Genomic DNA, 23769 nt, shown 5'->3' with positions numbered 1-23769 from the left:
AAATTTAATTCAAAACTGCTTTTAACTTATTAAATAAAATAGCGGGTGATTCAAATTGCATTTCTTTGGAGCTGATCTCAACCGCAACTTGCGTGGTTGAGGCTTTAGTAAGGCGCTTATTAGTTAGCGAGTCAGTGATTACGTAGTCAATCCGTAGTCGATTCTCGAATTCTTTTAAATAAGCCGCTACTTTAATTTTTTGAGTAAATACCGCTGAGGCAATATACTTTATTTGCATATCAACAATAGGCCACGCGTAGCCCGACTCATGCATTTGTGGGTAATCGTAATCAAATAAACGCAGTAACTCACAGCGCGCTACTTCTAAATAACGTGGGTAATTACCATGCCATACAACATTCATTGGGTCGCAGTCATGAAATGGAATTTCAATTTCTACCACATGCGTTAATAATGCACCTTTACTATTCATACAACGCCCAACGTTTAGTTTGAATATACCCTATTGTTTGCCTTAGCACGGCTTCCATTGGTCTATCCTCTGTGAGGTTTTCAAAGTAATCAGTTATATCGGTATACATGTTTTGCATATCTTGCGTTAAAGTCGAAAACTCAAGATCGCCTTGCTTAATACGTAATCTAACACCTTGAATACTGGCTAATAACGTACTTGCTAACACTTGTTCTGTTAGCTGTAAAATACGTAAACAATCGCGTGACGCAATAGTCCCCATACTCACTTTATCTTGATTATGGCACTCTGTAGAGCGAGAAAAAACGCTGGCCGGCATGGTTAATTTCAATGCTTCAGCAGTGTAAGCACTACAGCCAATTTGAACCGCTTTAAAACCATGATTAATATAACGGCGCTCTGGTGCACTATCAGACAAGTTTGAAGGTAGGCCGTTGTTGTACTTAGTATCAACCAAAGAAGCAATTTGTCTGTCTGCTAAATCAGCAAGGTTTGCAACGGCTGTTTTCATGCTATCCATTGCCATTGCAATGTGGCCACCGTAAAAATGCCCGCCGTGCAATACATGCTCACCTTGGCCGTCAATTATTGGGTTATCGTTTGCTGAGTTAAGCTCGTTTTCTATCATGTGCCTAAAAAACGGCAGACTATCTTGCAGCACACCAATAACATGGGGTGCACAACGGATTGAATACCTATCTTGAAGTCTGTCTGCATTACGAGGGTGATCGTGATGGTTTAAATCTTTTCTTATCCAACGCGCAATTTGTTGCTGCCCTGGGTGCGGCTTAACTGAAAATAATATCTCATCAAAATGATGGCTATTTCCTTTAAGTGCTAAGCTTGCTAATGCAGTAATACGGCTCGCCAATTTAGCCAAGTAATTAGCCCTATCAAATGCTAAACACGCTAATGCAGTCATTACCGCTGTGCCATTCATAACGGCAAGACCTTCTTTTGGCCTTAGTGTTAGTGGCTCTAAGCCAACTTCTTTCATAACTTCAGCACTGTTACGTACTTGGTCTTTGTAAAACACATCACGCTCGCCTACCATCGCACCTGCAACGTAAGATAACGGTGTTAAATCACCGCTGGCACCTACTGACCCTTCTTGTGGGATCACAGGCACTATATCGTTATTTAAATAATCTTTAAGTAGGTGCAGCATTTCCCAGCTAATACCAGAATAGCCTTGTGAAAGTGATGTTAAACGCGTCGCTAAAATTGCACGCCCTTGCACTTTATTAAATACATCCCCCAGTCCACAGCCGTGAAAGCGAGTTAAATGCAGAGGTAATTCATCAACTAAATCAAGGGGTACTGCCACCGTTACAGAATCACCGTAACCAGTTGTAACGCCGTAAATTACGCCATCTTCTCTTAAAAGTGTGTCTAAAAAACACAAAGCGCTATTAATTTTAACGCTAAAAGTTTCACAGCTATTTAATTGCACTTGTGTTTCATTAAAGGCAACTCGAACAATATCTTCAATTGATAATCGCTGATTGCCAAAAAGCTGTATATTTTGTTCAGTCACACTTGCTCTCCATTGATTGATCGCGCACTACCTGCTGATCACTTTTCCAAAAATCGTAAAAATTAAACCACTGATAAGGATATAAAGCTGCGTAATAACTCAAACGCTCTGCATAGTCAGTAATAATAAGTGTTAGCGCCTGCTGTCGCTCTCGTCGAGGCATTTTTAATGATTGGCTGTAATGCTCAAATATCACTTGATACTTTTTGCTTTTTTTATCTTTTAAACAAAACAAAAAGTAAACGGGACAATCAAGCAACGCGGCTAATATAAAAGGCCCCTGTGAAAATGGGGCGTTTTTTCCTAAAAATGGTACCTGTACCGACCGAGAAGCCGTTGTTGTGCTTGTTCTGTCACCAACAATAACGATTATTTCCCCCAGCTCTACTTTTTCTTTTAATAAAATAGCTAAGTCAGGGCCCATATCAGTCACTTGTATTAAATTAACCGACACATCTGGGTTAATCTTTTTAAGCATTTTATTAAATTCAACAGCGTGATGAGTAAACACCAATACATTTATTTTTTTACTGCTGCGGTGTTGGCTAAGTGCCCTGCATACTTCTAAATTACCCAAGTGAGAACCTATAAAAATAGCCCCTTGGTTTTGCTCATCTAACTCAGCAAATAAATGCTCATTAGTGTACTTAATATCACGTTGGGTTATTCGCCCAAGCCAAGCATCAATTTTATCTAATGCGCTATCTGCAAAACTGCAAAAGTGTGTTAATTGCATTTTAAACGTAACAAGTTGTTTGCAGCCTTGGTAAACATTAACCTGCGCTAAAAACGCTTTAGATGCTTTACGTGCTACTTTTCCTGTTAAGAAAAGATAAAAAACCACAGGAAACAAAACAATCCACAGTCCTTTTCTACCCAGTAATTTATGGGCAAATAACAGTATTTGAATACCTAAAAAATTACCGCGTTCCTGCATTTTAGACCAATGTTTAGTGGCCATAACGCCTCTTTAATTTATGACAAATTAACACAGGAGAGCGAATCAACATGCCAAAAAACAAACGAGTGTGTAACCAGGAAATACGCGCATTATCGTGCAATGGTTGAAAATGAGAAAGCCCATTTTCAGGGTAAATTACTTGGCTAGGTAAAAATACAAAAGGCACATTGCGCCAATATAAACGCACTAAAATTTCAGGGTCAAAATCCATGCGTTTTCCAAGCGACACCTCATCAATTAGCTTTGTACTTTGCTCAAGTGGATACACTCTAAAGCCACACATCGAATCTACAATTGTAAAACTTAACGTTTCAATCCATACCCATACATGCGTTAAATAACGTGCTAAATAACGGTGTTTAGGCACTGAGTCATCATATATTGGGCAACAACTTATAAGCGCTTTAGGCTGAGCATTTGCAAGTGCTATTAGTTTTTTAATGTCAGCTAAATCATGCTGCCCATCTGCATCAACCTGTATCGCATGTGAAAAACCTAGCTTATGTGCCTGCTTTAAGCCTGTTTGTACCGCGCCGCCTTTGCCCTGATTATCGTCGTGGGTAACTACACTCAACTGCGCGTATTTTGCATCAAGGTTACTGAATACATTTTTAGCTTCGGCGTTGCTTGCGTCATCAACCATAATAATAGGAAGATTAAATGACGATAATTGGCTCAGTACATCATCAATAACCGTAATATGATTATAATTTGGGATAACAATGCAAAAGTTATTCATTTATTAGGCTATCAAAAACAACACGGCCAGATGCATGCTGTCCTTTGTTTGAATTATAAGAAAAGGTATATTTATTCTCTGCTTTTTGCTCAAGCAATAATTCAACTGTTATACCTGGGGTGATCACTACCTGAAACTTTAATACTTCAACATTTTTAACAGGTTGCTGAACCTTATAATATTTACAAATTGCAGCCACAGCCCAGTCTAATTGCACAACACCTGCGAGTATTGGGCCATCCGTAAAGTGTCCTTTGAAATAATCTAAATCATGAGGAACTAGTAAGCTTAATTTATACTTTTGCTCTGCTTTTTCACAAGACAGTAAATCAGGCTGTGTTTTAGTCAACTTTTGCAAAAAGACTCTCCAATGCTTTTAAATTTAACTTTGCCTGTGAGTTGTATGGTAATTGCTCTACAAAACGCCACTTTTTAGGGATACAAATTCGCTCAAAGCGCGCTAATGCATGCGCTTTTAATAAATTATTTGTAGCTAGCTTACCCTCACCATTAAAGAGCATCTGCCCTTTATGCGTAAGCACAACAATAGCCCCTACAATTAATCGCTCACCAGGCAAGGCGATTACTTTAGCTTCACTTACCCACTCACTAGTACACAAATGTAGTTCTAGCTCATCTAAACTTAATCGTTTTTCTTCTAATTTTATAATTCGGTCGAATCGACCTAATAATCTAAATTGACCATTTTTAAGTACTTCGCCTCGATCATCTAAAGGGTAATTTTTGTCGCGAACAAGTGGAGAGGTTAAAATTAAACGCTGATCATCCAAAGCCCGTACTTTAATACCCGAGAAAGGCTGCCAAAGGCTAACTTTTTCATGTGATGTAACTTGTCGATATGCAATACCACCTGTTTCGGTACTACCAAAAACTTGTGTGACTGGTTTATTTAATTGCGTAAACAACGAAATGGCATCTTCATTTAGTAGCGGTCCACCTGATGAAAATATCCATTGTAAATGAGACTTATCATTCACTAATACATTATCGATACATAACCGTTTTAACTGCGCTGGGCTTGAAACAAACACTACTTTTTTAAATAACCTAAGCTTTTTAGCTACATGCTCGGGGTAATGCAGTAGTTCTGTATTAACAACTTTCCCTGCACGCAATGGCCACAGTAACCTAAACAGTAAACCGTATATATGCTGATGCGAAACACTTGCTATAAAAATAGGATTATCAATCAGTGCGTAGCTGTTAATTAATGTATTTACTTCTTTATTTATTACCTGCCACGTTTTTACAATTGGCTTTGCTTTACCCGACGAGCCCGACGTATAAAAAACGATTGTACCTTCTTCAGGCCAATTAATTGTTTCAATGAATACAAAGTGAGGTTGATTGGCTAAAGTGCTTACATCTAAAAAATCAGCCGCTAAATCAGCTATTAATTCAGACTCACCAATAAAAAACGGCGTCTGTTTAAGCAAGGAGTTTAACGTTTCAGGTTGCCCATTAGGCGGCAAAATCACTGTATTTCCGTGTAATGCCAAAGCAAATAAGTACACGGAAAATTTGTAGGCGTCTGTGGTGTATAAAACAACCGATGATGTAGCGTTTAACGTTGATAGTTTTGCTAAAACCTCATTTATATCACTAACAAACTCACGCTCAGAAATATCATTATCAGTATGATTAAAACATGTTCTTATTGCATTACTTTGAAAAGCATTAAACACCGGCGTTCCTTTTTACTTTTTGTCTGACTAACCACTCTATAGCAAACAATGTGCCCATAGCTAAGTAAGCAATAAAACCATTATAAAAAGCCCAGGTTTCTAGGCTACTAAAAATACTGGTGTACAGGGCAATACCACCGTTTAATACAAAAAACAGACACCACACTAGCGTTACTTTTTTTGTATAAATCAGAGCGTTTTCATCAAGTGAGGGCTCAGTAATGCGCGCAAAGGTTTCAATAATAGAAGGCCCTTTATACAAAGAATACGCAAACACAACTAACATAACTAAATTAATGATTACGGGATACAAACGCAGCCCTAAGTCGCTATCCATTACCTTGGAAATCAAAATAGTAATGACTGCTAAAAATGTAGCGGGCTTTAACCACGGCATTTTATCAAATAAGGCTCTGCTTAACCAAAGTCTAAGCCCGAGTAAAAACAGCAGTAATACTGTAATAATCTGACTATTAAAACGCGTAAGGCCTACGTACACAATAATAGGGTAGCAAGCCAAGCAAATCATAATTAACGTTGTTAAAACTGCTTTTAACATAGTATTAGTTAACTAACTTTTCTATTTCGGTGACTATATCTTGCACTGTGCGCACAAGCTTAAAGGCATCAGGCTCAATTTTTTTACCTGTGATTTCTCTTAATTTCACAACTAAGTCAACTGCATCAATACTGTCTAAATCAAGATCTTGGTATAGGTTAGCCTCTAAGCTAATATCTTCTGGGTCTATTTCAAATTCGTTTTCTAAAATGCCGTGTAATACATCATAAATTTCAGCAGCGGTTTTCATTTTTCTTCCTACTTTTATATATTAAGAACGTGCTTGTTCAATAAATTTTGCTAAAGAATTAACTGAGGCAAAGTGCGCTTTAGTTTGCTCAGAATTTGCATCTATTTTCACATCAAATTGCTTTTTTATCGCAAGGCCAAGCTCTAACGCATCTATGCTGTCTAGCCCTAGCCCATCTACAAATAAAGCGTCATCGTCTTTAATGTCAGCAGTGGTCATGTCTTCAAGGTCAAGGCTTGAGATAATCAGTTGTTTTATTTGTTCTTTTAATTCGCTCATATATTTTTTAGCTCTTGTGTAAAATAATGTTGTAAATCTTTAGTCAATTGGCGTGATTGCATTGCAGGCATATCGCTGTCGTACGTTGCACAATTAAACTGCTGGCTCGTAAGCCTCATTGTAAAATGCGCCTGATATGGCGCGACTTTATACCAAGGAGTGCCTTTGGTTAAAGTGTTTGGTTTCATTTTAATTAAAAAAGTAGTGATAGGCGCATTACATCTAATTGCAATATTTGCAGCGCCACGTTTAAACTTTAATTTTTTGTGAGGCTCTGTCCGTGTCCCTTCAGGAAATACAATTAAGTTATTACCCGTTTGTAAACTTTGCTCGCACTCTCGTAATAACTCTTGCGGATCATCATTACTTATATAGCCTGTGCTTTTAATAACGCCGCGCACAAAAGGGTTTTTAAATAAATGCGCCTTTACTACGCAATCTGCGTTTTTTATCACCGAAATTAAAACAACAACATCAATTAAAGAAGGATGGTTTGCTAATATCAATTGTCCTTTTAAGCTTTCAATTTGTGCTTTATCGTTAACATGAAACCGAATAGCACCCAGTAAATGCATTAAGCTAACAAACAATTTGAAGCAGTAATGCACTGTTTTTCGAGCTTTAAGCTTTTGTTTAACTGGGTTATTTTCAAATAAACGCTGAGCGGGAAAAATAATAAAGGCTAATACTAAACCACCAATTCCAAAAACTGAAAAGCAAAATGCAGTAGTAATCATTCGCCAAAACAATCCACATAGCCTTTGTGCATTTTTAAGCATGGTACGTAAGCTGCCAATCGTGCTCAAGCGCGTTATGAACAAGTAATATATTGCTGCGCTCATACAAAGCTTTAGCGCATTGGATACTCATTGGTAAGTCGCTTTTTTCCATGCCCGTATTAAATACTTTTTTTAAACTAAAATGAGGTTCGCCTTCTTGCGGGGCTCTGATTATTAAACCAATTGAGTGTGCTATTTGCTGTTCATCAGCGAACTGCACGTAAATGTCAGGGAGGGTTTCATCGGTATGGACTATTAATATATGTTGCTGTTCACTATCAATAAGGCGTACAACGCCATCTACTAGTGCATAAATAAAGCTTTCAGCGCCTGCCGAAATTGCATTTGTAGCACTTGTATTACCCTGTATTATCCCAAAAAGTCCTGAAGCCGCATTATGCACACTTAGCCCAAAACCAGTTGGCGACAAAGGCTGATCATTTACTACATCAACAAGTAAGTTAGACGTTTTGTGAAAATCGCCGTGGCGAGAAGAGAAAACACTAGGTAAATTAATATAGCTACCTTGAGCACTTACTTGATGGGCACTAAAGAGCGCCATTTTAATAAAAGGAGTCATGCGGCGTCGCTGCATAGCAGGCACCCAACTAAGATTTAATACGGAGGAATCAAACCAATTACTCTCTTTTATTTGTCGCTGTTCAGGCTTTATCCATATAGCGAGTTCTTCAACAACAAATTTCACAGATATACATATTTTATTAATTATAAGGACGAGAATTTTACCGATATTAGCAATAAAAGTAAATAATCATTAAATAAAAGCCAGCAACTAAAATCATTCAGTACTGGCTCATATTACTAAGAAAGTAGAGCAATATTTTTTATATCTATATAGTCAGCCTTACCGCCTACTACATCACTTTCGTTAAGTTGATTTATTAATGGCAAACCGATTTTTTGTTGCTCCTCGCTAAGCGGTAAATACGGTAATCTAAATACTGGATTTACTGCACCTGTCATCATCAACGCGGTATTAATAGCAATCGGGTTTGGTTCACAGAACAACCAGTTCATTAATGGTTGTAACGAAGTATTTAGCTCGTTATTTTTAGTATCCATTAATTGGCGAAATAACCCAGGTATTAAGTTAGAAGTAACCGAAATAACACCGTGCGCTTTATGTGTGTGGCGCGCATCGTGGCTTTCGTCATCGTTACCCGACCAACATGCAATACCTTGTTGCTCATAATGGGCAATGCGTTCATTGCCGCCACACTCTTTAACACCAATAAAATATTCGTGCTTTGCAAGTGGCTCAATAATATCAGGTGTTAGGTCTTGACCTGTGCGCCCTGCTACGTTGTAAATAAAGGCTGGGCCAATATCAAGCACACGCTTAAAGTGCTCTTTAACACCCGCGATTGACGTACGTCCGTAGTACGGGTTAATTTGCAGTGCTGCATCCATACCGCTGGCAAAGCCATATTTAGTTGCTTTAATCGCTTCACGGGTGTTGTTACTACCGGTATTACCAACAATAACCAGTTTGTCGCCATACTTGTTTGCACTGTGCGCTATAAGCATTAAATGCTCTTCCCAGTTCATTAACTGGCCTTCGCCTGTTGTGCCACCGACTACAATGCCATCAACGCCCGCTGCAATTTGTATTGCAACGAGTTCATCGTACTTTGCTAGGTCTATTTCACCGTTTGCTAAGTATGGCGTTTTAATCGCTGTAATAAGGCTTGCTTGTTTAATTTGTTCTAGGGTGCGCATAAAAATTCATTATTTATAAAACTTGCGCTATTTGTAACATATTTGCCAGTACTTTTGGAGGTGTAAGCGCATATTTAATTATAAAATACCTTGTGTTATTGAGTTTGTTAATTCAAAATGAAGCACTGTATATATAAACAGTATTTGTATTTTAACGATACCAGAGGCTTTATGCGTTTATCTGACTACTTAGCAACTCATTTTTATAACACCGATGAACTATGCCAAGCATTAAATATAGATTCAGACATGCTTTTAACTTGGCAAGAGCAAAGTGTTTTCCCCAAACCAAGTTATTGTATTAAAAGTCAACTTAGTTGTAGTTCATATTCAGGTTTGTATGAATGCGAAGAGTATGACGATTACTACCCACGCGGCTGTGTAAATTGGGGGCAAGGTTTAATAAAACAAAAAATAGAATCATCAAGCCATGCTTTTAATTACTTTGCACAACAATACATTGCCATTTTGACTAAATTAGCTCAGCAAGGGTTTGAATTTAATGAAGAGTTATTTGGCTGCGAAATAGACGAGCACTTACAACAAGTCTGGCAACAATTTTTATGCAGTAAATACGGCGTACTTACTCAAAATGGATTAATAGACGAAATAGTCGCTGTTGATATTGGTCGCTTAGTTGTAGACGATATTACCGAACTACGAAGTAAAGCGAGTTTAGACAAAGACGAGCGTTCTTACTTACATCCCGCTATGAAGCTTTTAAACCGTGCACTGAGTCATGGTGCCGATCATGAAAAGCAAAGCACATTACGCACTCGCTACATTGATGCACTTGTTTTAAAGTATGATTTGTCTATTAAATAACATTATATTAAGTTGATTATTTACTATTTTAGGATTAAATGAGATCTATTAACGTAACTATCACGTATCAAACGAGCGAAAATTCGCAATAAAGCACCTTAATAAAGGCACTGACTCAATGACAATGAAAACAAAAATAAGCTTAATTTCTGCTGCACTCACAATTCTTTCTTTTAATACGCTTGCTAAAGCTAACCACGAGAACGTAAGCGATGACGTAGTAAAAACACAGCGCGCCGCACTTGCTAAAAACACAATTAATAAAGGTTTTGGCCCTCAATCTCCGCGTAATATTGATAATCATAAAGGCGAGAATACAGTAATATTTTCTGATGCGCCTGCTTCATCACAAATGAACTTATGCAATATCCATTTTCATAAAAATGCAGAACACGCCGGCGGCGAGTTTAGTAAATATGCAGGCAATGGCGATGGTCATGGCTATCAAAGTGGCTATGTGTATTCAGGCTCTTTAACTAAAAATGAGAGCAAACCTACAAAAATAAAGATTTGTCCGAGCGAACACGGCGCTCTTTCAGTAGGCGACACCATTGAAGTTCACAATGTGCATAGCAGTGCAATGGTTAAACCTGGCCCTACACTGGGTAGTTGTTTGAGTGATTCGATTAAAAATCCGCAACTACGTGTTGAAGCGCAAGTATACGTATTAGTAAACGATGCAAACGCGCTTGATTTTAACGAAATAAGTAACGTGTCATCGGTTAATGGCTATTACCAAGCAGCGAATGCACTTACTAATACTGGTGAAGCAGTTATTTATACCGGCTCTACCACTGGCCCTGGTTACAATGAGGCAGGCTCTCCTTTCCAAGTAACATGGTCAGTTAAACCAAAAGTAGCAAAAGTAGATATAAACAGTGTAGGTAAGTGGTGTGAAAGTAATACCTTTAATGAAGATCATGCTCACGGTGTAAGAAATCTCGTAATAAACCCTGCATTACTCTCTAAAATCAAATAATTAAAATTTAGCCTAATAAAAAACAACCCACTAATTAGTGGGTTGTTTTATTATGACCGTTAAAATGAGTATTACGCTTAATGGGATAAAAATGTCACATTAAATGTATTTAAATCTTCATATGTAATACATGTTTGCTCATTGGTATTAAGCTCAACAACACCACAATAAGAACCTGTTATAAACACTTGCCCTGCTTTTAAGCTAATTCCCTTTGCTGATAAGTAATTAACTGCCCAATAAAGTGGAAGTTGCGCAAATTCTGCAGGATGCACACCCGCTAAATTTAACTCCAGCTCAGTTTGCTTAACGTTTATATTTACAGTACTTGCGTTATACGCTTTGGCTTTATCTATTTTCGGGCCTAAATACAAGCCTTGATTAGATAAACCATCAGCCAGCTTTTCAATGTGAGTGCTTGGAGTGTCTTCATCAAATCTTTTTTGAATAAGCTCAAGTGCCAAGTGGACGCTGGCAAATGCAGTATCCACGTCTTCATTTGTATAGGTTTTATTACTTGGTAAATCGCTTTGTAAAATAAATGCAATTTCTGGTTCAATAAGCGCTTTATTGTTTGTTGTATACAGTGGGCAATTTTCAGCTTGTTTTATAGGTGCATGTAAAAGAGGCGCTAATATAATTGAGCCATCATCTAAAGGCAGCATACACTTCCAGCCATATACAGTTTGATCATTTAAGTAAATCATCAACTTTTGTACTTCTATCGCATCGTCAGTCGAGTCTAGTACTAACTCTTTGGGAAAGTTTGAACGCGCTGGGTTTTCTTCTCTTTGTGCTAATAAATGAGTAGCAATTAGTTTTAGCTGTATTGAGTTGTTCACATAAATCTCTTTAAAATACGTTGCTGGTTAAGCAGTAAATAGGAAGGATTATATTATTAATATATTAGTTTAGGCATTGGAACATCATGTTAAATGCCTCTAGTTAAAATTGTATTTAAAACAAAGCGTGGTAATTATTTAAGTATCAACAGATTTAAGCGAGCGTAAAAACAGCCCTAGCCACCAAACGCTAAAATTATAATAACAATCAAATCAAACGACGTCATAGTTCGCATACTAAATCGAACACTCGATATAACGCCAAATATTAGTGCTGTTAACGAGCCAAGCGATAGCACCCAGCCTAAAATGTTTTTAGAATTATAAAAAATTAGGCCCACACCAAAAAGAAACGGGATCATAACCATGCCGCCTGTAACGCCAAAGCCACCTAAAGCATTAACACTATAAATGCGAGAGCTTAGTCCAAAATTAGAAGTCACCGAAATTGCGTTTAGCAGCATATAAAAGCCACCGCACATCATAATTAAACCAATAAAAAAATGCCCAATATCACCAGAGCTTCCACCCGCACCTTTCATTATTAATTATTCCTTTTATATTTTTAACTTAATCGTTTTAAATGGTAATTGCTCAACTATTAACATTGACCGCGGTCTACAAATCAATCAGTGCACACGCGAAAACACTTATCGCGTAATTACATGCCAAATAACATAAAACCAAGATAAAAAACCATGCAAAATTGCCCATAACACAGACTCGTTAGCACTCCATGAAATAGCAATTGCTAGGGCTGTACCAAAAGAGACTCCATATTTTACTATTTCATTTCTTGAGTTTCTCATTAATTATATTCCTAATTTTTAACTTATTAGTTACTTGATTTGCTTACTAAAACTGAAAGCTCTTTACCATCAATATTGTTACTTGCTTCTTTGCCTAGTTCAACAACTAAAGAGGGAGCCACATGTTTTCCACCTAGTTTCATGTCAGTTGCTAAGCTATCAGAAGAATCATCAATTTGCATTAGTAAGAGCAAAACCATATGAATTATCAACTAAAACAGGTGGGCCAAGTAGATTTTCTATTACCATAAAATTTGGCGTTCACTACAAAACTATCTTAGATTTCGACACACTACGAATTCATAAAAAGAGTCCTATTAGGTTGCATTGATATATTGGGGAAGTTGAGTATTTTAGAGGCAGGTTAGAGTGAAAAAATAAAAAGGTGATGTAAGTTAACAGCACCTATTTGAGTATTTACTTTATTACATGTAATTTAGCTAAGTATTTTAATACATACCATAATAAGCACTATAAAAATAATTTAACCAATTGATTTATATACATCGATACTACTATTGGTTAAAAGCCCAGTAACTTGCGTACCAAACGCTTTAAAGTGTGGCTCGTTTTTATGCGCTTCAAAGTGCTCGTCAGACGCCCACTGTTCGCTAACAACGTAATCGGTATGTTCATCATCACTTTTTACCGATAGTTCATAACGTAAGCACCCTACTTCTTGGCGCGATGACTTTTGTAAGTTTTCAAGTGCTGTAAGCATTACATCTGCATCAATATTTTTGCACGACAGTGCCGCTATAACCGTTAACATGTGTATTCCTTTTTAAAAGTTAAGGTGTAGATAATCTACACCTTAAAATATTTAGTTTAACTTTGCGTTTGAGGTAAGTTTACTGATCCCACTGCGGCGCAAAGTCTGGTGTTGCTTGGCGGTCGCCACAATCTAGGCCATCAATGCGAGCTATGTCTTCATCATCTAATTTAACGTGGTCGTTAAAGTTATCTTCTAAATTTTTGCGCTTAGTTGATGATGGAATTGTCGTCATGCTGTTGGCGTTAACCCATGCTAAAACAACTTGTGCTGGGCTTGCATCGTGCTTGTTAGCAATGTCGATAATGGTTTGATCTTTAAGTACGTTGCCTACTACAAATGGCATATACGCAGTTACATGTATATCGTGCTGAGCACAAAATGCGCGTAATTTAGTATTAGTTAAATATGGGTGAACCTCAACCTGATTGGTAAATATTTCACGCGAGTCAAGCGTTTGCATTGCTTCATTTAAGTTTGCAATGGTGAAGTTTGATACACCAATATGCTTAGTTAAACCAAGCTGCTTCGCTTTTAGTAATTCAGTGAGGTATTCACTCATTGGCTCGTCGTTAGCAGGCGATGGCCAATGAATTAGTAGTAAGTCGACCGAATCAACTTGTAGCTTTTCAAGTGACTTTTTAACGCTTGGAATAAAGTCGCTTTTGTTTAATTTGTTATTCCACACTTTGGTGGTTAAGAATATTTCACTGCGCGGAATATTGCTGTCTTTTATAGCTTGACCTACTTGCTCTTCATTGCCATAAATTTGTGCGGTATCAATATGGCGAAACCCAACTTCGAGTGCCATTTTTACTGAGTTATAGGCAGTGTCGCCCTCTAAGCGGAATGTTCCCATACCTAGTTCTGGCATTTCTATTACACGTTTTGTCATGGTTTATCCTTATAAAATAATCGGTTAAAAACAAGCTCTTTTAAAGCTTTACGAAATACACCTTTTACTTCTTTTGTGTCGTCACTTAAAAATCTATGACCTCATAACAGGTATGAGGTCATAGATTTTAGTTTCAATCTTAACAGCTAAGACTTTATGCTTGCTGAATTTCACGTTTATCAAGCATACCGCTGTAGCGTGTAACACCGAGTGCTAAAACAGAGATAACAGCGCCTATCCATGCTGTGTCTTGCAGGGTCATGTTCTCTACTACGCTACCACCAATAATTGAGCCAAGTGCAATACCAATATTAAATGCGGCTATGTTTAAACCTGATGCAACATCTACCGCATTTGGCGTGTGCTTTTGTGCTTGCTTTACTACATAAAGTTGCAAGCCTGGCACATTACCAAAAGCAAATGCGCCCCATACTAAAATAGTAAGTACAGCAGCAATTTTTGATTCCATCGTAAAAGTAAATATCAGTAAAATAACACTCAAAGCGCTGAATATAATACTCAGTGCACTAATTGGGCCGCGTTTGTCTGCCAACTTTCCACCCCAAATATTACCTATCGCTACCGATACGCCGTAAACAAGCATTATTAAAGCAATAGCCGAAGGCGCAAAACCTGTTTGTTGCTCTAAAATAGGTGCTAAATAAGTAAACGCTGTAAACGTGCCGCCGTAGCCCAATATCGTCATTAAATACACGAGTAATAAACGCGGTTTTACAATTACTTGTAGTTGCTCTTTGAACGTGGCTGGTATTGATTGTTTTAAATTTTTTGGCACTAAAATAGAGCTGCCGATTAATGCCATTAAACCTAATACCGACACAACTAAAAACGTTGCACGCCAACCAAAGTGTTGTCCAATCCATGTACCTAGTGGCACACCAGTTACGAGTGCTACAGTAAGCCCGGTAAACATAATGGCTATTGCACTGGCTTCTTTGTCTTTGCTTACTAGGCTAGTGGCAATCATCGATCCGATTGAAAAAAACACACCATGGGCAAGCCCCGTTAAAATGCGCGCAAGTATTAATGTTTCGTAACTTGGCGCTTGCCATGCAAGTAAGTTACCTAAAACAAATAAGCCCATTAAGCTTATTAGTACCACTTTACGATTCCAGCGACCCGTTAAAGCTGTCAGCACCGGCGCACCAATGGCAACGCCAACCGCATATAAACTTACAAGCAAACCTGCTGAAGGTAGGCTTACGCCTAAGTCGTTTGCAATGGTGGGTACTAATCCCACTATTACAAACTCAGTTGTTCCTATTGCAAATGCGCTTAAGGTAAGCGCCCACAAAGCCAATGGCATAGTTATAACCTCATTAATATATGAAGAATATAGTTTGGCTAAAATATCGTTTGCAAAAAATAGCATTAGTGACAAAATACTTTTGTTAATAATGCAAAGGTGATGTTGGTATACTTATGGCGGTTCATTCAAAAACTGAAGATTTAGAAACGTTTATAACGGTAGTAGATTGCGGAAGCTTTTCGGGGGCGGCTAATTTGCTCGATCAACAAGTGGCTAAAGTGTCGCGAGCTGTATCACGCCTTGAAAATACACTGCAATGTACTTTGCTAAACAGAACAACACGCCGATTAGAACTTACCGAAGAAGGCCATACTTTTATAAAATATGCGCGCGAAGGATTAAATACGCTTTATACCGGTGAAGAAGCCATAAAGCTTTTAAAACAAGCGCCAAGTGGCAAGCTGCGAATAGATGCGGCAAGCCCTTTTGTATTGCACCAACTTACGCCTTTAATTGGCGAATTTGCTAAGCAATACCCGCACATAACGCTTGATATAACCTCGCACGATAGCATTATTGATTTACTTGAACATAAAACCGACCTAGCCATACGCATTGGTGATTTAAAGGACTCAAACCTACATGCTCGTAAGTTAGGCCATAGTAAACTGCGTATAGTCGCAAGCCCTGAGTATTTAAAAAGTAACCCTAAAATTAATGCTATAAATGATTTAACCAGCCATAAATTAATTGGTTTTACCGACTCACCTAAACTTAATAGCTGGCCGTTAATTCAACCTTTAAAACTAAGCTATTCGCTGAGCGCGAGTAGCGGAGAGACAGTACGACAATTATGTTTAGTAGGGCAAGGCATTGCTTTACTTTCGGATTTTATGATTGGAAATGACATAAATGAAAAGCGACTTATTGAATTACTACCCAATGCGGTTATGAGGCCAAATAATCGTGAAATTATACAAGCGGTTTATTATAAAAACAGCGCAGTTTCGTCTCGTATTGTCGCTTTTTTAGATTTTATAAAACCAAAACTAACTTTGTGATCTTTTAAAATAGAAATAATAAAGGTAATAAATTAATCATCGAGTGTTATTTGATAACCAACATAAATAACCATGGCTCTCATCCTCATCTCTCTCCATGATATAAACTGCGTTTGCCTAGTTATGTACGCTTCCCAATCGTTACTAGGAAATAAATTAAATTGTTTTTCATCCGTTATTTCAAAACCGCCTCCGGCCAATAAACTATCAAAATCATTATACTTTGTATGTGAGCTAATAAAGTCAGGTGTCATTAGTTTATTAAGCGGTATTTGATTATCTTTCACTATTGTTTTTATATTATTTACTAACTTATCAATGTCTGCCACTGTTGACTCCTGTTAACTGACTAATTTTAACAAACATTTCTTAAAAACTTGAAATTATTAAACTAATTTAGCTCGGTATAACCAAACTTTAATCAGAGAGTAAATTTATATTAGTCTAATAACGCTTTAATCATAAAGTTAAATTATTCGTATTTAGAGTAAAACTAAGCATCTAAAACAATATTAGTTTTGATGCTCATATTGACCTCGATAAATTTCAAAAACTTTTAATACCGTATGCTGTTCTTTAGATAAATTATCAAACCAATCGTCAAACAATTCATCATTGTCTTGCTCACTGAGTGCCATATATTGTGCCAATAACTCAACAATGTCGTTGTGGTTACAACTTAAAGGATTAAGTTGATGTGCTAAGGCACTATGGTCACGCTCTCTTAGGGTATCCATCACCCCTTGATCTATTTTTTCTTGTTGTTGTACTGCGTCGCTCATACATTACCTCTGTGATCAACTGTAAATGCGGTTTTAACGTTTTTATTAGCTTAAATATAGTTATAACAGCCTAAACGCTAATAGCCAGCATTTTTAATCTAAGTGCTTATTTTTTGATTTATTTGCACAAATAGCCATCAAACTGGTGCTTTTCACTGCTTTTAAAACTATTTGCAAAGCACAAAAAAATGCGTTAAATTAAATGATATATTATCACATATCATTTATTGAGGCGCATTATGAAACCAAATATTCACCCTGACTACCAAGTAGTTGCTTTTCACGACACCGCTGCCGACTCTTATTTTATTATCGGTTCAACAATTAAAACCAACCGCACTGTTGAGGTAGACGGTAAAACTTATCCGTATGTGCCTATTGATGTGTCGAGTGATTCACACCCTTTCTATACAGGTAAGCAAAAAACCGTAACCACAGATGGTCGTGTTGCACAGTTTAATCGTCGATTTAAAGGTGTTTCAACGAGTAAAAAAGAGGAAAAATAATGAAGGTACTTAGCTCACTCAAAAGTGCAAAACAGCGCGCTGGTTGTCAAATAGTTAAACGCAAAGGCCGTGTATTTGTTATCTGTAAAAGCAACCCTCGCTTTAAAGCCGTTCAAGGGATGAAAAAGAAGTAATCTCAGCGGGGTATTAATACATAATTAGGTAGCTTATTTAAGCTACCTAATTTTAGGACGTTACTATTTTACAATGACTGAAAATTCAGGCACGGCCTGAATTACTTTTTTAACAGTACACGTATTAACAGCAGCTATAAGGGCTTTTTTATATTTTTCAGGAAAACCCTCTGGTAGGTTAATTTCAATAGCAAATAACTTTTTACCATTGTCATCAACGTTTTCATTGTTTTGTGTTAGCGTCATTCCTTGTGTAGAAATATCACGTTGTTCACAAAATTTTCGTGCGTAAAACCCTGCGCATAGCACCATGCTCACTAAAAAATAGTCAAAAGGTTCAGGGTGTTCGGCACTCCCACCCGCAGCAATACTTTGATCGCTTATCACTTCTAAATCGCCAAATTTTGCACTTTGCTTTTGGCCTTCTAACATTGAAACTGAAATTTCCATTGTTATTCCTTATATAACCTAAATGTTGGTTAAAATATTGACTAATACATAATTTTAGTTTGAGCCTAGATTACGAACCAAACAATAATTCAAAAAAGCCTGGTGGCTCATGTAGTTTGTGATATTTTTTACGTAAATCATCTATATTTTTTAATGATGCTTTCGCCTCTGCGAGCCCTTGTTCATTAGCCGCATTTTTAGCAAGCTCAGCCTGAGTAATTACTTTATCAAGGCCTTGTAATGACTGTTCGGGCTCTTTATAAAATTTGGCTGTTTTACTTACTTTTACCAGCTTAATAAACTTATCGATTGCGATATTAAATTCTTTTAGATCAGTTGCTTGTACTGCTTGTTTATAAGCAAGCCCTGTGTTTTTCATGTTTATTTCGAGATCAACAGGCTGATCAGCAAATGCTAATGAGCTAAATAACAATGTGAAAAATATATAAAAAGACTTCATGAACAACCTTACTAAGTTAAAAACATACAGATTGTATCAAGGATAGAAAAGAAAGTAACTCGGGTAGTGAAATGGCTTAAAACTAACTGTAAAGCCCCTTTACAGTTAGTTTTATATTTAAATCGTTAAAAATATTTACTGCAGGTTGCTCAACCACACGCTTTGATATGGCTCGAGTTCAATATTTAACTGCCCTTCTTCTATTGTGTTTACTGCAACTAAATCGAACCATTGCTGCGTATTAATTAGGTTTAAATCGGCTAGTATTAAGGTTTGTGCTTTATCGCTTATATTATAAACACAAAATATACTTTGCTTTCGATCGATGCTTTGTCGCCAAAAACCAAATAATCCCCCCGCTAAATGCAGCGTAAACTGCGTGGCATTAGGATGAAACGCACTTTGCTTTTTACGTACACCCAATAACGCTTTAATACCGTTAAATACTTTATGATGATGGCTGTATTTTTCACCAATCGCTGCTAACAATTTTGACTCTTGCCAACGATGACGATTAATGGCTCTGTTGTGTTGAGAGTTTTCAAAACGCTCGTAATCGTTTGTTGTGCCAAGTAAACTATGGATATAAAGCCCTGGTATTCCCTCAAGTGCAAACATAATTGCGTGTGCACACATAAACCGTTCAAGGCCAAATTTGTCTGGGCCGTTATGTGTTCCTTGTAGCGCATCGAATAATGCAATGTTTAGCTCATACGGGGTATGTGTGCCGTCATTACTGGTACGCATTGAAACACGCCCACCAAATTGCATCGTTGTGCTTACGAGTGAAGCCACTTCGCTAGGTTCTAATAAACCCTCAATTGGCCTAAGCCCAATTCCGTCATGCGATGCTATAAAGTTAAAGTAGGCTGTGCCGTTTTGCGCCGGCGGCATACTCATCATCCAGTGTTTAAGTGCTGTGCTATCACCACTTAACAAAGTGTGTAGCAATAATGGTGGCAGTGCAAAGTTGTAAATCGCATGCGCTTCATTGGCGTTACCAAAATACGATAGGTTTTCTTGATTTGGGATATTGGTTTCGGTAATTATGACCACACTTGGCTCTACATGCTCAATAAGCGTGCGCATTAGCCTTACGGCTTCATGTGTTTGTGGTAAGTTAATACAATTTGTATTTAGTTGCTTCCATAAAAAAGCAACTGCATCGAGTCTAAATAAGCGCACACCGTTGTCTAAATAATGCCGAATTATACCCACAAACTCTTTAAGTACATCAGGATTGCCAAAATCAAAATCAACCTGATCGTGACTAAACGTGCACCATACGTGCTTTTCGCCGCTTGGCGTTGTTACGGTATTCAATAACGATGAGGTACGCGGGCGTACAACTTGGCTTAAATCATCAGTTAAGCTTGCCGTTTTAAAGTAATCTTTACCTGGGTGTAAATCGTTTAAAAAATTCTCAAACCATACGCTTCTGCTTGAGCAATGGTTAATTACTAAATCAGCCATTAGCTTTACATCTTTGGCTATGTTTTGAATATCCCCCCAATCCCCTAGCGATTCGTTAACTTGCACGTAGTTCATTACTGCAAAGCCTTCGTCTGAGCTGTACGGGTAAAATGGTAATATATGCAGCGCATTAAGTTGCATATCGCATTGATCTTTTATAAATCGGTGTAGTGTTTTGAGCGGAGCTTCCATTGGGCTTGATACCGCAAAATCACTATTATCATGCTTAATAATTGAATCGCCATAAGCTATCAATACTATATCTTGTTCATCCCACCTGTTTGTATGCGGTGTCGGGTCGCGCAGTGGACTGCTGCCTAAAATAATCTTAATCAATTGCTGAGCAAGCTCAGCAATTGATAAGGGCAGTTCAACATCCTCATAAATTATTCGAAGATGTTGCTCTACCCGCTGTAAAAATAGTTCGTTAACTGTGCTCACATGCGCCCCTTTTATTTTTTAGTTACTTAACCTGAACATTTATTTTTTAGGTTGGCTATATTCTTTGTTATCTAACTCCACTGCTTCTTTTAAGCGCTCAAATACATCTGGCATTGCTGACACAACACGGTTCCAACTTGGTACAAATGGCGCTTCCATTGGGTTATCTAAAAATTGTTGCCCTGCATTCATAATATTTTGTGCAAACATTTCTACTGCTTTTTCTTCTTGATGCACATCAAGCGTTAAGCCATTCATTATTGCATCATTATGGTAGGTTTCTATAAAATCTAAACCAATACGGTAATACGTTGCTTTGAGTGAGCGAATAGTTTCACTGGTAAAAGTAACGCCTTGTGTTGCTAGCTTTCTAAATAAAGCTTTGGTTATATCAATCGACATCTTAGATAACCCAGCACTTTGATCATCAAGTGATAGTACTTGGTGTTTGTGATCGTAGTTATCGGCGATATCTACTTGGCACAAACGATTATGTGAATAATTACGATACATTTCACTTAGTACGCCAATTTCTAATCCCCAATCACTTGGGATGCGAATGTCGTTTAATACATCACGTCTGAACGAAAACTCACCTGCTAATGGGTATCTAAATGAGTCCATGTATTCCAAATAGTCGCGGTTACCTAATATAGTTTTGAATGAACGCAGTAGTGGCGTTACTAATAAGCGTGATACACGGCCGTTAATTTTTCCGTTTGCTGTACGCGGGTAAAAGCCTTTACAAAATTCATAGTTAAAACGCGGATGCGCAACGGGGTAAATTAAGCGAGCAAGTAGGCTTCTGTCGTAGGTTAAAATATCGCAATCATGCAGCGCGATAGATTCTACTTCTGCTGTTGCTAGCTTATAACCCATGCAGTACCAAACATTTCGGCCTTTTCCAAGCTCTCTTGGCGCTACGCCTAGCTCTTGTAATTCTTTATCAAGAGCTTGTAAGCGCGGGCCGTCGTTCCAAAGTACTTTGTGGTTTTGATTTAACTCTTTAAAAAAACCAAGTGCGTGGCGATACTGTGCTTCGTCAGCTCTATCTAGGCCAATAGTAATTTGCGATAAATACGGTACTTCACGCAACTCGCTAACTATATTTTGCAGTGCAGGGCCTTCTAACTCGCTAAATAACGATGGTAATATAAGCCCCATTGGACGCTGCTTACTAAACCCGATTAATTCTTTTTCTAGCTCTTCAATTGGTCGGTCAGCTATATTGTGTAATGTAGTAATTACGCCATTTTGGTAAAAATCAGCCATGAGATGTTTGCTCCTCAGTAATACTTAAAATACTGTTAATACAAGGTAGTGATGTTATTTCTTCAATCCAACCTAATGGTGCTGGCGATTGTGAATAGCGTGCCTTGTTATGTGACAATTTAACCGGTTTTTTGCTCGCCGGATTTGCAATAATAATGGCAATATTGGCTTGCTCTAACATTTGCTTATCGTTATCGCTATCGCCCAATGCTATGACTGTGAGAGGCTTTCTAAAGTGATGGGTAAACTGCTTAACTAACCACTGCTGTGCAGCGCTTTTGTCTGTATTTTTGGCAATATGAATAAAGCGCCCTCCTACTTTTATGTCGTAACCAAGCGCTTTAACATCTTCGACAAAGGTATTTAGTAAGTCATCATTGCCATACCAATAAAGTGGATCTGAGTAGTCTCTCGTTTGCGCACGCCTTGCTTGTTCGTCACTCAACCCTGTTAACTCAGAGATTTGTTCACCGGTTAAGTTGCTAAATAATTTATAATGCGCTTTGTATTTAGAATCGAGCGACTCTAAATCACTTAATAAACGCGACAAAGGCTTAGCTAATGCAAAACACCAATAAGCGCCAACTTTTTTACAACCAATCGGTTTAAGTTCAAAGTAGTGATCGGGTATATAAACTGCAGCGCCATTTTCAACAATAAAAGGCTGTTGGATGTTTAATTCGTTTTTAATTTCAACCACTTCGCAAAATGTTTTACTGGTATTAAACACCACTGGGATATGTGCGTTTTGTAACTGTTGCAATAACACACTCACATTACTGGTGTTGTAATCGCTATGATCGAGTAAAGTGCCATCTAAATCGGTAAAAATAATTGGCTGAAGGGTGTCATCGCTAATTAAATGCATCCCACTTATATCGCGATTAGCATCAAGCTCAATCAGTGCGTTTGCTTTACTGCTCAAAGTATTTAAATTTTCGCGTGTAATACGCTCAAAGTGAGAAATAAACCACACTAACTGCGCATTAGTCATCGTGCCTGATCCTGCACCTTCTTTAGCAATTAGTTTTTGCTCTTGCTCTTGTCTCCATGTAAATACATCACTAAAGCTTGGCGCTTTAAGCATTACGGTGTAATCAATTTTATTAAAGATTGCTTTATACTCATTGGCTAAACAACTGTTTATACAACGACGCCACACGCCCTCCTTATCATGAAGCTGCTCCAACTCATTAAGCGGTTCACTCAATGAAAATAATGGTTGCGGCTCACTGCCTACACACCATCCTTCTAAAATAACAATATCGACAGGCGTTGAATTAGCTAACCATTCATTTTGAGAAACGCAATCATCAATGTGTTTATTAAAGCGTGGTAATGGCACATTTATATCACCTGCTAATAGCTGCGAAATAGTGCGATTCATCAACTCCGTGTCATGAGTACCTGGTACACCACGAGTTGCAAATAGTGGATGAACATCCTCAGCAAGTTGTTTACGCGCTTGCTTAGCTAAATAAAAATCGTCAATAGATAATGCGACACTGTTAAGGGAGGTGTTTTTAGAAAACCACGTAACTAAAAAATCAGCGAGTGTTGTTTTCCCTGATCCTTGGCATCCATTTATGGCAACAAAAATAGGAGTATTTGTTTTTTTAGATTCGAGGATGTCATGCGCGAGTGGAACAAAGTATTGCTCACTCAAATATTGATACTTTAAAGGCAGTTGGTGCTTTGCTAAAAACGGGGTTATATCCACAATATTGGCCTCTGACATAGTAACTCCTTGCATACAATACGTTCTGAAGGAGTAAATGCAGATACTAGACCAATATTTTTTTTGTATATTTTTTA

General features: G+C 37.7%; 30 protein-coding genes and 1 pseudogene. 5 read left to right on the top strand and 26 right to left on the bottom strand.

The genetic code is table 11. From position 1 onward, the window contains the following. Positions 1–4 precede the first annotated feature (4 nt). The 12 genes from AOR04_RS20665 to dapA form a co-directional block, all read right to left on the bottom strand. Positions 5–433: an acyl-CoA thioesterase gene (locus tag AOR04_RS20665; RefSeq protein WP_007378690.1), complete on the bottom strand. Its 429-nt coding sequence runs from the start codon at positions 431–433 to the stop codon at positions 5–7. Further along, positions 426–1970: an HAL/PAL/TAL family ammonia-lyase gene (locus AOR04_RS20660; protein WP_096794543.1), complete on the bottom strand. Its 1545-nt coding sequence runs from the start codon at positions 1968–1970 to the stop codon at positions 426–428. The genes AOR04_RS20665 and AOR04_RS20660 overlap by 8 nt, the downstream gene beginning before the upstream one ends. Beyond that, on the bottom strand, positions 1963–2931 hold the full coding sequence (locus AOR04_RS20655) for an LpxL/LpxP family acyltransferase (protein WP_096794542.1): 969 nt from the start codon (positions 2929–2931) through the stop codon (positions 1963–1965). Before AOR04_RS20655 ends, AOR04_RS20660 begins: the two co-directional genes overlap by 8 nt. Next, a complete protein-coding gene (locus AOR04_RS20650) occupies positions 2921–3670 on the bottom strand; it encodes a glycosyltransferase family 2 protein (protein ID WP_096794541.1) in 750 nt (249 codons plus the stop codon). Before AOR04_RS20650 ends, AOR04_RS20655 begins: the two co-directional genes overlap by 11 nt. Then, positions 3663–4028, bottom strand: a complete 366-nt coding sequence (locus AOR04_RS20645) for an ApeI family dehydratase (protein WP_096794660.1) — start codon at positions 4026–4028, stop codon at positions 3663–3665. The genes AOR04_RS20650 and AOR04_RS20645 overlap by 8 nt, the downstream gene beginning before the upstream one ends. Next, positions 4012–5376, bottom strand: coding sequence for an AMP-binding protein (locus AOR04_RS20640; RefSeq protein ID WP_096794540.1), 1365 nt, complete (start codon positions 5374–5376; stop codon positions 4012–4014). Before AOR04_RS20640 ends, AOR04_RS20645 begins: the two co-directional genes overlap by 17 nt. Next, positions 5369–5935 carry a hypothetical protein gene (locus tag AOR04_RS20635; protein WP_007378684.1) on the bottom strand — a complete coding sequence of 189 codons (567 nt, stop codon included), beginning with the start codon at positions 5933–5935 and terminating at the stop codon, positions 5369–5371. The genes AOR04_RS20640 and AOR04_RS20635 overlap by 8 nt, the downstream gene beginning before the upstream one ends. Before the next feature lie 4 nt (positions 5936–5939). Continuing rightward, on the bottom strand, positions 5940–6185 hold the full coding sequence (locus AOR04_RS20630; protein ID WP_002958648.1) for an acyl carrier protein: 246 nt from the start codon (positions 6183–6185) through the stop codon (positions 5940–5942). 21 nt (positions 6186–6206) lie between these two features. Beyond that, entirely contained in the window at positions 6207–6464 is a 258-nt protein-coding gene (locus AOR04_RS20625; RefSeq protein ID WP_008137204.1) for a phosphopantetheine-binding protein, read from the bottom strand. Continuing rightward, positions 6461–7201, bottom strand: coding sequence for a lysophospholipid acyltransferase family protein (locus tag AOR04_RS20620; RefSeq protein WP_033040640.1), 741 nt, complete (start codon positions 7199–7201; stop codon positions 6461–6463). Before AOR04_RS20620 ends, AOR04_RS20625 begins: the two co-directional genes overlap by 4 nt. Positions 7202–7235: 34 nt before the next feature. Further along, a complete protein-coding gene (locus tag AOR04_RS20615) occupies positions 7236–7949 on the bottom strand; it encodes a beta-ketoacyl synthase chain length factor (protein WP_198403034.1) in 714 nt (237 codons plus the stop codon). Positions 7950–8065: 116 nt separating this feature from the next. After that, complete coding sequence (gene dapA, locus AOR04_RS20610; protein WP_096794539.1) at positions 8066–8983, bottom strand: 4-hydroxy-tetrahydrodipicolinate synthase; 918 nt, start codon at positions 8981–8983, stop codon at positions 8066–8068. A 171-nt stretch (positions 8984–9154) separates the two neighbouring features. Between dapA and AOR04_RS20605 the strand changes: the two genes are divergently transcribed. Together AOR04_RS20605 and AOR04_RS20600 are read left to right on the top strand one after the other, a co-directional pair. Further along, positions 9155–9808 carry a DUF6058 family natural product biosynthesis protein gene (locus tag AOR04_RS20605; RefSeq protein WP_007378679.1) on the top strand — a complete coding sequence of 218 codons (654 nt, stop codon included), beginning with the start codon at positions 9155–9157 and terminating at the stop codon, positions 9806–9808. A 118-nt stretch (positions 9809–9926) separates the two neighbouring features. Continuing rightward, on the top strand, positions 9927–10787 hold the full coding sequence (locus AOR04_RS20600; RefSeq protein ID WP_008137213.1) for a delta-class carbonic anhydrase: 861 nt from the start codon (positions 9927–9929) through the stop codon (positions 10785–10787). A 77-nt stretch (positions 10788–10864) separates the two neighbouring features. Here the strand turns inward: AOR04_RS20600 and AOR04_RS20595 are convergent, their stop codons facing one another. From AOR04_RS20595 to AOR04_RS20575, 7 genes and pseudogenes are all read right to left on the bottom strand, one after another. Continuing rightward, positions 10865–11629, bottom strand: a complete 765-nt coding sequence (locus tag AOR04_RS20595; protein WP_096794538.1) for a 2-keto-4-pentenoate hydratase — start codon at positions 11627–11629, stop codon at positions 10865–10867. Positions 11630–11767: 138 nt separating this feature from the next. Further along, a pseudogene (locus AOR04_RS20590) lies at positions 11768–12171 on the bottom strand (hypothetical protein). Between the two features lie 108 nt (positions 12172–12279). Further along, a complete protein-coding gene (locus AOR04_RS21740) occupies positions 12280–12438 on the bottom strand; it encodes a hypothetical protein (protein ID WP_007378675.1) in 159 nt (52 codons plus the stop codon). Positions 12439–12464: 26 nt separating this feature from the next. After that, a complete protein-coding gene (locus AOR04_RS21735; protein ID WP_198403033.1) occupies positions 12465–12620 on the bottom strand; it encodes a hypothetical protein in 156 nt (51 codons plus the stop codon). A 302-nt stretch (positions 12621–12922) separates the two neighbouring features. Continuing rightward, positions 12923–13210, bottom strand: coding sequence for a putative quinol monooxygenase (locus AOR04_RS20585; protein ID WP_002958660.1), 288 nt, complete (start codon positions 13208–13210; stop codon positions 12923–12925). Between the two features lie 79 nt (positions 13211–13289). Beyond that, a complete protein-coding gene (dkgB, locus tag AOR04_RS20580; RefSeq protein WP_096794537.1) occupies positions 13290–14105 on the bottom strand; it encodes a 2,5-didehydrogluconate reductase DkgB in 816 nt (271 codons plus the stop codon). Positions 14106–14259: 154 nt separating this feature from the next. Further along, positions 14260–15432, bottom strand: coding sequence for an MFS transporter (locus AOR04_RS20575; RefSeq protein WP_096794658.1), 1173 nt, complete (start codon positions 15430–15432; stop codon positions 14260–14262). Positions 15433–15548: 116 nt separating this feature from the next. Here AOR04_RS20575 and AOR04_RS20570 point away from each other — a divergent pair, with 116 nt between their 5' ends. Then, positions 15549–16436 (top strand): LysR family transcriptional regulator, encoded by an 888-nt coding sequence (locus AOR04_RS20570; protein ID WP_096794536.1) that lies wholly within the window; start codon positions 15549–15551, stop codon positions 16434–16436. 32 nt (positions 16437–16468) lie between these two features. Here the strand turns inward: AOR04_RS20570 and AOR04_RS20565 are convergent, their stop codons facing one another. Together AOR04_RS20565 and AOR04_RS20560 are read right to left on the bottom strand one after the other, a co-directional pair. Further along, a complete protein-coding gene (locus AOR04_RS20565; protein WP_096794535.1) occupies positions 16469–16765 on the bottom strand; it encodes a hypothetical protein in 297 nt (98 codons plus the stop codon). A 183-nt stretch (positions 16766–16948) separates the two neighbouring features. Next, positions 16949–17218 (bottom strand): hypothetical protein, encoded by a 270-nt coding sequence (locus tag AOR04_RS20560; RefSeq protein ID WP_007378869.1) that lies wholly within the window; start codon positions 17216–17218, stop codon positions 16949–16951. A 239-nt stretch (positions 17219–17457) separates the two neighbouring features. Here AOR04_RS20560 and AOR04_RS20555 point away from each other — a divergent pair, with 239 nt between their 5' ends. Next, the gene (locus AOR04_RS20555) at positions 17458–17724 is read left to right on the top strand and encodes a type B 50S ribosomal protein L31 (RefSeq protein ID WP_007378870.1); all 267 of its coding nucleotides are present in this window, start codon (positions 17458–17460) and stop codon (positions 17722–17724) included. Beyond that, complete coding sequence (gene ykgO, locus AOR04_RS20550) at positions 17724–17858, top strand: type B 50S ribosomal protein L36 (RefSeq protein ID WP_007378871.1); 135 nt, start codon at positions 17724–17726, stop codon at positions 17856–17858. The genes AOR04_RS20555 and ykgO overlap by 1 nt, the downstream gene beginning before the upstream one ends. A 63-nt stretch (positions 17859–17921) precedes the next feature. Here ykgO and AOR04_RS20545 read toward each other — a convergent pair whose 3' ends face one another. From AOR04_RS20545 to AOR04_RS20525, 5 genes are all read right to left on the bottom strand, one after another. Then, the gene (locus tag AOR04_RS20545; RefSeq protein WP_096794534.1) at positions 17922–18308 is read right to left on the bottom strand and encodes an OsmC family protein; all 387 of its coding nucleotides are present in this window, start codon (positions 18306–18308) and stop codon (positions 17922–17924) included. Between the two features lie 70 nt (positions 18309–18378). After that, entirely contained in the window at positions 18379–18768 is a 390-nt protein-coding gene (locus AOR04_RS20540) for a cytochrome b562 (RefSeq protein ID WP_096794533.1), read from the bottom strand. 135 nt (positions 18769–18903) lie between these two features. Continuing rightward, complete coding sequence (locus AOR04_RS20535) at positions 18904–20682, bottom strand: sugar phosphorylase (RefSeq protein WP_033030120.1); 1779 nt, start codon at positions 20680–20682, stop codon at positions 18904–18906. 39 nt (positions 20683–20721) lie between these two features. Continuing rightward, the gene (locus AOR04_RS20530) at positions 20722–21954 is read right to left on the bottom strand and encodes a glycosyl transferase (protein ID WP_096794532.1); all 1233 of its coding nucleotides are present in this window, start codon (positions 21952–21954) and stop codon (positions 20722–20724) included. Continuing rightward, complete coding sequence (locus AOR04_RS20525) at positions 21947–23692, bottom strand: HAD-IIB family hydrolase (protein ID WP_096794531.1); 1746 nt, start codon at positions 23690–23692, stop codon at positions 21947–21949. Before AOR04_RS20525 ends, AOR04_RS20530 begins: the two co-directional genes overlap by 8 nt. Between the last annotated feature and the right edge of the window lie 77 nt (positions 23693–23769).

Origin of the sequence: Pseudoalteromonas sp. 1_2015MBL_MicDiv, from assembly GCF_002407505.1 — a bacterium.
Taxonomy (GTDB): Bacteria; Pseudomonadota; Gammaproteobacteria; order Enterobacterales; family Alteromonadaceae; genus Pseudoalteromonas; species Pseudoalteromonas fuliginea.
The sequence above is the reverse complement of the archived record's forward strand: the minus strand, read 5'-3'. Positions and strand labels throughout refer to the sequence as shown.